Origin of the sequence: Paenibacillus sp. UNC499MF (assembly GCF_900107975.1) — a bacterium.
Taxonomy (GTDB): Bacteria; Bacillota; Bacilli; order Paenibacillales; family NBRC-103111; genus Paenibacillus_F.
In genome coordinates, this window is record NZ_FNVF01000001.1 from 1,076,235 (window position 1) to 1,087,498 (window position 11,264).

An 11,264-nucleotide genomic window follows, 5' to 3' on the forward strand; every position below is an offset into this window, starting at 1 on the left:
CTGCAAAGAGGCCGGTTCTTTTGCCGATGCGGCGCAGCTGTTCGCCATGGGGCTGCATCCTATTTTCCGTACAGGGGAGCGATCCGGTCAATACGGTTCGTCCAGATTCCGCCGTTATAAGCGGCAGGCAGGCGTCGGATGTCTTCGGGAGAATCGAATCCGCTGGAAAAATCGCTGCCGTCGCCTCCGACTACAATTACACGGGTGCCTGCCTTGTCCATCCGCTGGAGGAATTTGTCCGGCCAGCCCCATAACCACGGCCCGATTTTCTCCGGAACATGCAGCTGGGTCCGCTCGCAAGCGGAAGGCATATAGCCTGTCCAGCCTGCGGCGATGTAAGGAATGAGGCAGCTTTTCAGCGTGGCTTTCGACATCACCCGGATTCCGGGCAGCTCCGCCTTGAGCGCATCGATCGGCTGGTCTCCTCCGTAAACGGTGAGCCTGCCTGCCTGTTCCTCCGGCCGTTCCGACAGAAATGCGGCAAGCTGGTTTCCTTCGGCGGCGTCGCTGCTTTTGATATGAATCAGAAAGGAGCGGTCCGGGAAATGGTCGAGCACTTCCTTCAAGGAGGGCATAAGCCCGATTCCTTTCCCGCGAAAAGGATACGTCTGCCCGTTATCGGGGGTGTATCCGTAGCCGATATCCAGTTCTTTCAGCTGCGCCATCGTGTAATCAGCGGTTTTACCGGCGGCCGGAGTCCGGCAATCCAGTGTCCAGTCGTGGAAGACGGCAAACTGCCCGTCTTTGGTCGGTTTGATATCCAGTTCCACGCTGTCCGCACCGGCCCCAAAAGCCGCTTCCATGGACGGAATCGTATTTTCCAGATAAGGATGCTCGGGCGGGTAAATCCGTTCGGCGGTACACGTATCGTTAGCGATATTTTCCATGGAAAAGGTTTGGCCCAGACCCCGGTGGGCGAGAAGATAAGGGGCGCCGGCATCCCTTTTGACAAAAAGAGAGCTGTTATTGACGTAAAGGAAGACGAGAAGAACGGCGGCAAAAATAAAAAATTTACTTCGCAGAATGCGTTTGATTTTGTTCATGGAAAGTCCTCTTGTTTGTCGAGATCGGCCTTACCGTGTTCCGGCCGGCTCCAAGGCTCCCTCCGCAGCTTACGCGGTTCGGGCTGTAATCACTTCCCGATAGAGGGTCAACGCGGGACCGGCGGCCGGAAACAGGCCGTTGAATACTTGAAGCGATTGTACATCGAATGCAGCCGTATCCGCAAGGGCCGTACAGCTCGGAGGTAACCGGATAGGGTGCCGTCCCCGTTTCAGGACCTCACTTGGATGAATGGGATGAATTTCGCTGACGGAAACGCATATATACGGGAACAGCGCATACGATTAGCGGAGAAACGGGAAAAAGGAGGATCGGCTATGCCGGCTAACGGGACGCAGTTGACTTCGCTGGTTTCGACGTTTTTGCCGCATGGGGCGCAGCTGGTGACGATAGAGAAACCCGCCCCGCACACCGCGATTCTCTCGGCTGACTTGACAGGGGACGGCATACCGGAAATTGCGGCGGTTTATCGTTTGGACGATGAACTGTATCTGCTTGTTTTGACGTACCGGGAAGGCGTTTGGCAAAAAGCGGCAGCCGCGAAAGGAGCCGGCTACAGGGTAACGCTGCTGTCGTCCGCTCCCGTACTAAGGGCGGGTTACAACAACAACCTTATCGTCGGCTGGCAGATCGGGTCCATCTGGTCGAAGCCGTCGGTTTACGAATGGACGGCCGGGGGATTGAAAGATGCCGCTCCCGCGGACATGAGCTACAGTTATATCGAAGTGGAGGATATGCCCGGTGCTGCGGGGCGTGACGGGCAAGCCGAGGCGGCGCTGTGGATTCATGACACGGGAGAAGCCTACAGTGTGGAGGTGCTGAGGTGGAGCAAGGGAGCATTTGTACCGGCGCCGGATGTGTACCCGTATTATTTTCCGCGTGTAGTCCGGTACTACGAGACGATGACGCGCCGGCATCCGGACTATAAGTTTTACTGGTATTATCTGGCCGACGCCCGGTACCGGGCCGGAATGCCGGAGGCGGCGCTGCCGGCGGTTCGTAAGGCGCTGTCATTCGAAACGCCCTATCCCTCGCGCGAAAAACTGCTGGAGCTCCAGTGGAATATTTTGAAAACACTGGGCGGATCAAACGCGCCTCGGATACCGGCCTTGTATCCCGCTCCGTTGAAAACGGCGTCCGGAGGGAGATTGGGCTACATCGGCCCGGACGGAAACCTGGCGATCCCGCCGGTTTACGAAGAAGCCGCCGATTTCCAGGAGAACGGCCTCGCGGTCGTCGGGCAGAACGGGAAATACGGTCTGATCGACGGGAATGCGCGCTTTGTCGTGCCGCCCGTTTACGAGTCGATCAACCCGTTTTCCGGGCACCGGGCGGTCGTCATCGACAAAGAAGGTTTCAGGCTCATCGACGAGAAGGGACAGGTGCTTACCGGCCGTGCTTATCCGTTCATCGCCAATATGGAGGACGGGAGAGCCGTTTTCTATGTCACCGGCGGCGGTGGAAGCGGCGATCCCGGAAGCAGCAGATACGGCTACCTCGATGCGGGGGGCAGAGAGGTGATTCCTGCCCGGTACGAGGAAGCGAACGATTTTGATGACGGCAAAGCCGTCGTCAAAATCCGGGACAACGACTATGCGCTTATCGCTCCGGACAGCCGCAAGCTGGCGTCCTACCCTTACGCATACGTCGGTCCGCACGGGGATGATCTGCTTGCTTTTCAGCAAAGTTCCGGCGGTAAGTACGGCTATATCGACGAGCGGGGAAAAGTGGCGATTCCGCCGTCTTTTACGATGGGTCTGCCTTTTCATGACGGCCGGGCCATTGTCAATACGGCGGAAGATTACAAGTGGACATACGGCGTCATCGACAAGGCGGGCAGATACGTGATCAAGCCGGCTTACAACGATATTCGCGATTTGGGGGAGAAGCGGTTCGCGCTGGGCAGAGCGGTAGACCCCGAACAGCCTTTCCTCGGTTCGGTTTACGCGATCGTGGACTGGGACGGGGCACTGCTGTCAGATTTTGTTTACGACGAGGTTTCCGATTTCAAGGAAGGTCTGGCTTCTGTGTCCGGAGCCGGGCAGACTTATTTCATCAACCGCAGCGGCAAACCCGCGCCGGGCTACCCGCGTGTGGAAGGAAGCGGCTCGCTGACGCTGGAACCGGGTGGGCTGATCAGGGCTTATACCGATCGGAGGACGGCTTATCTGAACCGGTTCGGGAAGGTCGTCTGGCGGCAGAACACCGTCATTCCCTTAAGACCTCCCTATGCCGTAAAAGAATTGAAATACAAGCCGAACCGGGATTATCTTGTCTACTACCCGCAGGTCGAAGGCATGAAAGATAAGACCGCACAGGGTAAGGTCAACGCCAAATTGAAGGAATTGAGCCGGGTAATACCCGTTCCGGCGGACGTGAAGCTCGATTATTCGTATTCCGGCGATTTTGATGTCGCTTTTTATAAGGAAAAATTACTGGAGCTTGAGTTGAACGGGTATCACTTCCCGTTTGGCGCCGCCCATGGTATGCCGTCCAAAACGTATGCGATCCTTAACCTGGAGAACGGCCGCATGTACGCGCTTAAAGATTTGTTTAAACCAGGAAGCGATTACGTCCAAATCCTTAGCGGCATCGTCGGCAGGCAGATTAAAGAAGATCCGCAATATTCGTACGTGTTCCCGGACAGTTATACGGGCATTAAACCGAATCAGCCGTTTTATGTGACCGAACAGGCTCTTCATCTGTACTTCTTACCGTATGACATCGGCCCATATGCGGCGGGTTTTCCGGTCTTTACCGTACCTTTTTCCGGGATCGGCGCCATTATCGACAAGGAAGGTGAGTTTTGGAAAGCGTTCCATGCCTGAGGCGGAGCGTTTTTCTTTTTTGTTATCATTGATAATCATTATCACTTAAATTAAAATAGAGAGAAGAACCGGAATCCGGCACTTAGGATTATTAATCCCAGATGAGGGGGAATGCAGATGAAGCCGAGCAAATCAGCGGCACGCATCGAGGGCCGCGGAGAGCGCGCAGCGGCCACAAGGCCATACCTGACTGACATCCGGGTATATATGGATACGCATTACCATGAGCCGCTGACCGTCCGGCAGCTTGCCGAACGCGTTCATGTCAGCCCGAAATATTTTGTCGACTTGTTCAAAAAAACGTTCGGCCAGAGCGCCATGGACTATTTGACCGATCTGAGGATAAACCGGGCCAAACGCTATTTGTCCGAGCCGGAACCGCCGCTTCTAAGGGAAATCGCCCAGCGTGTGGGCTATAAAGACGAATACTACTTCAGCCGGAAGTTTAAAAAGGAGGTGGGCATGTCTCCGACGGAGTTCGCGCGCAGCTCGAAGCACCGCATTGCGGCGTGGTCCCCCGACATGACGGGGTATCTGATCGCGCTCGGTCTTACGCCGCTGGCGGCTCCGCTCGATCCCAAATGGACGGCTCACTATTACTACTCGTACCGGAAAAAAATCCGATACGCGCTGAAGCTGACGGCCCCTTACATAACGGGCACCTTCGAGGAAAACGCGGATCAGCTGGCCCGTTTGAGGCCGGACGCCGTCGTGGCCGGGGACGGATTGAGCGCCGGTCAGCAGGATGCGATCCGCAACATCGCTCCGGCTCTTTTTGTCCCGACTTCGCGCGAGCTTGGCTGGCGGGAGTATTTGCGCGAGATCGCGGCTTTTCTGAACCGTACCGACGAGGCGGAACAGTGGATCCTCGGGTATGACAAACTTGCGGAAGAGGCCCGCATTCAGTCAGAAGCGGCGCTTGGGGACGACGGGATTCTGATCGTGCGCCTTTACGGCAAAGGGCTGTATTCCTACAGAAACCGGGGGATGGAGGATGTGCTTTTCAAGGATTTGAACCTGCGCCAGGTCGCAGCGGGCACCCATTCCGCCCCGATCACCCCCGAAGAGATCAAAGCGCTTGATCCCGGCCGGATTCTCGTTCTGGTTTGTCCGGAATCGGAGTCCAGAGCCTACTGGCTGGCTCTTCAGCATTCGCCCGAGTGGAAAACGATCGGAGCGGTCCGTTCGGGAAGCATTTATCCCATCTCCGCCGATCCGTGGCTGGAATACTCTCCGGTCGCCGTCGCGCGGATGCTGGATGAAGCGATGCTGCTGTTTACGGGAAAATGTCCAAACGCCTTTCTGGATCATGTGCATGGCGGAAGCCCCCCGGCTGACTTATAATTCCTGTGAATGAGAATCATTATCATAGGGGGCAGGGTCTTTTTATGCGGAATCAATCTGGTATCATGAATAAAATGTTTACGGTGAAGGTGCTCGCCGTTGTATGCGCCGCTCTGATGCTGAGTGCTTGCGGAGCCAATCCGAACGCCGGGACGGCGGACGGCGAAAAGGCGAAGGCAGGCGCTTCGGCGACACCGGCCGGTACGACAGGCGGGCACGAAAAGACGCTAACGGACGAGCAGGGCCATACCGTGAAAATACCGGCTTCGCCGAAACGGGTTTTTGCTCCTTACCTGGAGGACTCGCTGACAAAGCTGGGAGTGACTCCGATCGCCCAATGGTCGGCGGCCGGACAAGGCAACAGCTACTTGAAGGACAAGCTGAGTCAGGTGCCCAAGCTTGACTTCTCGGGCGGACCCCCTTCTCCGGAAGTCGTGATCGAGCTTCAGCCCGATCTGATTATTTTGCAAACCGAATCGTACGCATCTAACGGAGTGTATGAGAAATATTCCAAAATCGCTCCGACGTATGTATTCAAAAACGCTTCGAGCGACACGGCTTCTTCGCTGGTCAAGCTGGGAGAGCTGCTGGGCAAGACCGATGAAGCGAAGCAAGCTTTGCAGGCCTACGACAAGAAGGTGCAGGAGGCGAAAGCAAAGCTGCAGCAGGCCGCCCCGGGCAAAAAAGCCGCCGTTATCCGTTTCGCGAGCAGAGGCGTGAGCCTGATGGGCGGCAAATATCTGGCCGGTGCCGTCGTCCACGATAAGCTCGGGTTAGGCATGTCCAAGCTGGTGGACGGCAAAAACTCCGCGGCCATCTCGCTTGAAGTGCTGCCGGATCTGGATGTGGATTACATCTTCATGATGAACCAGTACGGCCAGGGGACGGAACGGATGAAAGAAATAACCGATAGCCCTTTCTGGAAAAAGATCCCCGCCGTCCAGGCCGGACACGCTTACGAAGTAAACAGCGAATATTGGCTGGGAAGCGGAATGATTGCGGATGAAATGATGATCGACGATGTGGTCAAGCTGATCGTAAAATAAGGGAAAGAACCGTATCCGGGTACAGCCGGGTACGGTTTTTTTGTACGCTTATTTCGCTAAAAATGGATTTTAACCAAATAAATTCCGGATATCTTCCATGTGCCGGGGAGACAGGAGCCTATATAATTTAAATGAAAATGATTATCAATATCACTAAAATTTCTTTAAATTCATTTAATAGGAGGCCATAAGGAATGGTTTCACGTGTGGGAACACCCCGCAGAGCTTTTCAGGGAGAGACAATGTATGGCGGCGTGGAGATTCCGAACACCGGACAGCATGTGATGCGTTCGTCCAAAACGAATCTTTCCTACCGGATTATGACGGCACTTCCGCCCGGACCGCCTCCGTCGGCGGGTTATCCCGTCTTCTATGTTCTGGACGGCAATTCGGTTTTTGCCACCGCCGTGGAGGCTGTGCGCGTTCAATGCCGCCGCCCCGAGGTGACCGGTGTGAAGGCTGCGCTTGTCGTCGGCATCGGGTATCCGACGGACGAACCGTTTCACCCGCAGCGCTATTACGATTACACACCGGAAAAGACCGCCAAATATACGCGCAAGCCGGACGGAACCGTGCTTCCGGAGCAGGGAGGCGCGGCAGCCTTCCTTGATTTTATTCAGGAAGAGCTGAAACCGGCCATTGAGAGGGAATATCCCGTCGACCGTCTGAATCAGACGATCATGGGACATTCGCTCGGAGGACTGTTCGTGCTGCATGCGCTTTTTACAAGACCGGATTATTTCCGTACCTATATCGCCGGAAGTCCCTCCATCCACTGGAACCGCGAATGGCTGGAGGAGCGGGAGAGGCTGTTTACGTCCGCGCTTGACGCGGGATCCCTGCACGGCCGTGCGGGTGTCCGGGCCCTGATCGCGATGGGCGAACTGGAAAATGCCCATCCATCGGGCAATTACGGGATGGCCAGAGAGATGGCCTCCCGGCTGTCGAAGATGGAGAGCCGCGGCTTAACCGCGCAATGGCATTCGTTCGAAGAGGAAGGGCATGTCTCCGTCCTGCCCGGGTTGATCAGCCGGGGCCTGAGATTTGCTTCCCGTCCGTAACGAGAGCGGCAGGAGAGCTTGACTATTCAGCATTGGAAAGGAGCGAATTGAAGGATGAAAGAAAGCCCGTTTGCAGGCGCGCCATACACGGGAATCTCGGGCAAAGTCGCCGTTGTGACCGGAGCCGCGCAAGGCATCGGTGAAGCGGCGGCAGCCGTTCTTGCGGGACTGGACGCCATAATTGCCGCCGTTGACCTCCAAGGGGATATGGTGGAGCAAACAGCCGGAGCTCTGGCAAACTCGGGCGCTGCCGCCGCAGCCTATACGGCCGACGTGTCGGACAGCCGTAGCGTGGAAGAAGTCATCGCCCGCATCGAGCGGGAGCAGGGCCCCGTCGATATTCTCGTCCATGCGGCAGGAGTGCTGCAGCACGGGGCCGGCGTTTCCCTGGACGATGAGGAATGGGAGCGGACTTTTGCCGTGAACACGACAGGTGCTTTCTATGTGTGCCGTTCCGTTATCAGACGGATGTCGGAGCGGCGGCGGGGATCGATCGTGCTGATCGGCTCCAATGCCGGAACCGTGCCCCGTCACGGCATGAGCGCTTATGCCGCTTCCAAGGCCGCCGCGGCCATGATGCTGAAATGCCTCGGTCTGGAGCATGCCGCGGACGGCATCCGCTGCAACATCGTTTCCCCGGGGTCCACGGACACACCGATGCAGCGGGGGATGTGGAAGGACGACGACGGGGAATTCAAGACCATTTCGGGATCGCCGGAGCTGTACAAGCTGGGCATTCCGCTCGGCAAGCTGGCGACTCCGCTGGATATCGCCTGGGCGGCGGCTTTTCTCTCGTCGGATCAGGCGGGTCATATCACGCTTCACGATATTCGAATCGACGGCGGAGCCACGCTCGGCCGCTGACAGATAAAAAGGAGTGGAAAAAAAGATGATGCTGGGACAAGAGGAAAAAGTGTTATCCCCGGCCGACCTGCTCGATAGGTACCGCGAAGGCACGGCGTTTTATTTCGGATCGCCCCGCCGTACGCTGCTTGCGGAAGGGGAACTTGTGAAACTTTCCGTTGACGGGAAAGGGGAAGAGCTGGAACGGCTGCCACGCCGGGTCGCCGACCTGCTGGCGGGTGTACGCGCGGGAAATGCCGCAGAAGCCCTGATCGTCGGCGCGATTCCTTTCACTGTGAACAGCGGAGTCAGACCGGAGCTGTTCGTACCGCGGCAAACCCGGTGGGCGGGTCCCTTGGCGGAAGCGGAGGAGGCTCTAGCCGATCTTGCGGGTGATACGGACCGTTCTGTTTTTGACGGGGAGACGGACGGCGGTGCCTTCAAGATCGTTTCGTTCCCGACGGAATCCGATTACGAGGCTGCGGTGCGCAAAGGACTGGAACAGCTCCGGTCGGGCAAACTGCGCAAAGTCGTTCTGTCGCGTTCGCTGCGGCTGGAAAATTGCCCGCCCGTTCAAACGGAGCGTCTGCTCCGCCGTCTTGCGGCCGGGAACACACGGGGCTACACGTTTGCCGTTCCTCTGCGGGAGCAGCAGCATTTGGCTGCGGGCAGCGGACAAAGCGCCGGACAGAGCGGAACCACAGCGGCGGCTTCCGCCTCCCGCACTCTAATCGGCGCCAGTCCGGAGCTGCTTGTCGCGCGTTCGGGCCGGCTGGTCACGGCCAACCCCCTGGCCGGTTCGGCGGCACGCAGCAGTGATCCCGCCGAGGACAAGCGGCGTGCAGACGCGCTCCTGCAGTCGGCGAAAGACCGCCACGAGCACGCGGTTGTGGTCGAGGCGGTAGCCTCCGCGCTCCGGCCTTACTGCCGGAAACTCGACGTGCCGGCCGAGCCTTCGGTCATCGGGACTAAGACGATGTGGCATTTGTCCACGAAGGTGACCGGAGAGGTGCTGGAACCGGCGGCAAGCTCCCTTGAGCTGGCCGTCGCCATGCACCCGACGCCGGCGGTGTGCGGCACCCCGACGGGTCCCGCAAGAACCGCCATCCGCGAGCTCGAATCGTTCGACCGGAGGTATTTTACCGGAATGGTCGGCTGGTGCGATGCGGCGGGTGACGGGGAGTGGGCGGTGACGATCCGCTGCGCGGAAATCGGGGAAGATGCCGTGACTTTGTATGCGGGCGCAGGCATTGTCGAAGGCTCGGACCCGGCTGCCGAACTGGCCGAAACCTCCTCGAAGCTCAAAACCCTGCTTCTCGCGATGGGAATGAACCCGGAAACGGCAAGCAACGGCGGCGGGGGAGGAAAAAGCGTATGAGCGAAGATTATCCGTACTGGCCGGACGAGTTCGTCCGGAAATACCGCGAAGCGGGATGCTGGCGCGGTGAAACGTTCGGCGGGATGCTCCGCGAACGCGCCGCGGCTCACGGCGGCCGGACCGCGATTGTCGGCGGTGAGGAGCGTGTAAGCTACGCCGAACTGGATCTGAAAGCCGACCGGCTGGCCGCCGGATTGAAAGGACTCGGAATACGCAAAGGCGATAGGGTCGTCGTTCAGCTTCCGAACGTGCCGGTTTTCTTCGACGTGATTTTTGCGCTGTTCCGGCTGGGCGCACTTCCCGTTTTTGCGCTGCCGCTTCACCGCCGGAGCGAGATTGTCCATATCGCTTCCTATTCGGAAGCCTCGGCATATATCACCATCGACAAATATGGCGGTTTCGATTATCGTACGCTCGCTTCCGAAGTGAAAGCCGAAGTTCCGTGCCTTCGTCATGCTCTCATAGCCGGAAATCCGGGCGATCATCTGAGCCTGGAGGATCTGTATGTTAACGAAATTCCGGCTTTTCCGGATAAGCTGCATCCCTTGTCCTTAAACGCTTCGGAAGACAAGGCGGCAGATTCGGAAGTGCAGCCGGATGCCGGGCCTTCTCCCGGGGACACCGCTTTTCTTCAATTATCGGGCGGCAGCACGGGGCTTCCCAAGCTCATCCCGCGTACGCACGACGATTATATATACAGTCTTCGCCGCAGCGCGGAAGTATGCGGACTGGACGGCGCCAGTGTGTATCTGGCCGCTTTGCCTGTCGCTCATAACTTCCCGCTGAGCTCTCCCGGGGCGCTCGGCACCCTTTATGCCGGAGGCACGGTCGTCCTGGCACGGTCAGGCAGCCCGGACGAAGTGTTTCCGCTGATCAGGCGGGAAAAATGCACCATAGCGGCAGTTGTTCCCCCGCTCGCGCTTCTTTGGCTGGAAGCCGCCCGTACAAGGGGAGAAAACCTTCATCCGCTTCAGGTCCTTCAAGTGGGCGGAGCCAAATTCGGCGAGGAAGCGGCGAAACGCGTTAAACCCGAGCTTGGCTGCACGCTCCAGCAAGTTTTCGGCATGGCCGAAGGTCTCGTCAATTATACCCGGCTGGATGATCCGGAGAGCATCATTACCGCCACACAGGGACGGCCCATGTCGCCGCTGGACGAAGTGCTGATTCTCGATGACGAGGATCGTCCGGCAGAGCGCGGGACGGTCGGCCATCTGCTGACCCGCGGGCCTTATACGATCCGCGGCTATTATAAGGCCCCCGAGCATAATGCGCGGAGCTTTACGCCGGACGGCTTTTACCGGACGGGTGATCTGGCCCGCCTGACACCCGAGGGGTACCTGGTCGTGGAAGGCAGAGCCAAGGATCAGATCAACCGCGGAGGCGACAAAGTAGGCACGGAAGAGGTGGAAAACCACCTGCTGGCCCATCCCGCCGTCCGGGACGCCGCCATCGTGGCGATGCCCGACGAATTTCTGGGCGAGCGTTCCTGCGCGTTTATTTTATCCAGAGAACCTCATACGGGGAGCGACGAGCTGCGTTCCTTCCTGCGGAGCCGCGGCCTGGCCGCTTACAAAATTCCCGACCGGTTCGAATTTATCGATTCGTTTCCCCAGACGGGAGTCGGCAAGGTAAGCAAAAAAGAACTGCGCCAGCGTATCGCGGCTCTGCTTGAACACGAAAACGGAGTTAAAAGCTAGATTCG

Annotated in this window: 8 protein-coding genes; 7 read left to right on the top strand and 1 reads right to left on the bottom strand. The window is 58.0% G+C overall.

Going from position 1 to position 11,264, the window contains the following annotated elements; all coding sequences use genetic code 11:
* Positions 1–59: 59 nt before the first annotated feature.
* A complete protein-coding gene (locus C4S74_RS04885) occupies positions 60–1,043 on the bottom strand; it encodes a glycerophosphodiester phosphodiesterase family protein (RefSeq protein ID WP_103994201.1) in 984 nt (327 codons plus the stop codon).
* Between the two features lie 336 nt (positions 1,044–1,379).
* Between C4S74_RS04885 and C4S74_RS04890 the strand changes: the two genes are divergently transcribed.
* The 7 genes from C4S74_RS04890 to C4S74_RS04920 all read left to right on the top strand — a co-directional run bounded on the left by C4S74_RS04890 (position 1,380) and on the right by C4S74_RS04920 (position 11,259).
* Positions 1,380–3,890, top strand: coding sequence for a WG repeat-containing protein (locus tag C4S74_RS04890; RefSeq protein WP_103994202.1), 2,511 nt, complete (start codon positions 1,380–1,382; stop codon positions 3,888–3,890).
* 117 nt (positions 3,891–4,007) lie between these two features.
* Positions 4,008–5,234, top strand: coding sequence for an AraC family transcriptional regulator (locus C4S74_RS04895; RefSeq protein WP_103994203.1), 1,227 nt, complete (start codon positions 4,008–4,010; stop codon positions 5,232–5,234).
* 44 nt (positions 5,235–5,278) lie between these two features.
* Positions 5,279–6,280, top strand: coding sequence for an ABC transporter substrate-binding protein (locus C4S74_RS04900; RefSeq protein ID WP_103994204.1), 1,002 nt, complete (start codon positions 5,279–5,281; stop codon positions 6,278–6,280).
* A gap of 194 nt (positions 6,281–6,474) precedes the next feature.
* Positions 6,475–7,341 (top strand): alpha/beta hydrolase, encoded by an 867-nt coding sequence (locus C4S74_RS04905; RefSeq protein ID WP_103994205.1) that lies wholly within the window; start codon positions 6,475–6,477, stop codon positions 7,339–7,341.
* Positions 7,342–7,395: 54 nt separating this feature from the next.
* A complete protein-coding gene (locus tag C4S74_RS04910) occupies positions 7,396–8,205 on the top strand; it encodes a 2,3-dihydro-2,3-dihydroxybenzoate dehydrogenase (protein WP_103994206.1) in 810 nt (269 codons plus the stop codon).
* A gap of 25 nt (positions 8,206–8,230) precedes the next feature.
* Positions 8,231–9,562 carry an isochorismate synthase DhbC gene (dhbC, locus tag C4S74_RS04915; protein WP_103994207.1) on the top strand — a complete coding sequence of 444 codons (1,332 nt, stop codon included), beginning with the start codon at positions 8,231–8,233 and terminating at the stop codon, positions 9,560–9,562.
* Positions 9,559–11,259 carry a (2,3-dihydroxybenzoyl)adenylate synthase gene (locus C4S74_RS04920; protein WP_103994208.1) on the top strand — a complete coding sequence of 567 codons (1,701 nt, stop codon included), beginning with the start codon at positions 9,559–9,561 and terminating at the stop codon, positions 11,257–11,259. Before dhbC ends, C4S74_RS04920 begins: the two co-directional genes overlap by 4 nt.
* The last annotated feature ends 5 nt before the right edge of the window (positions 11,260–11,264 follow it).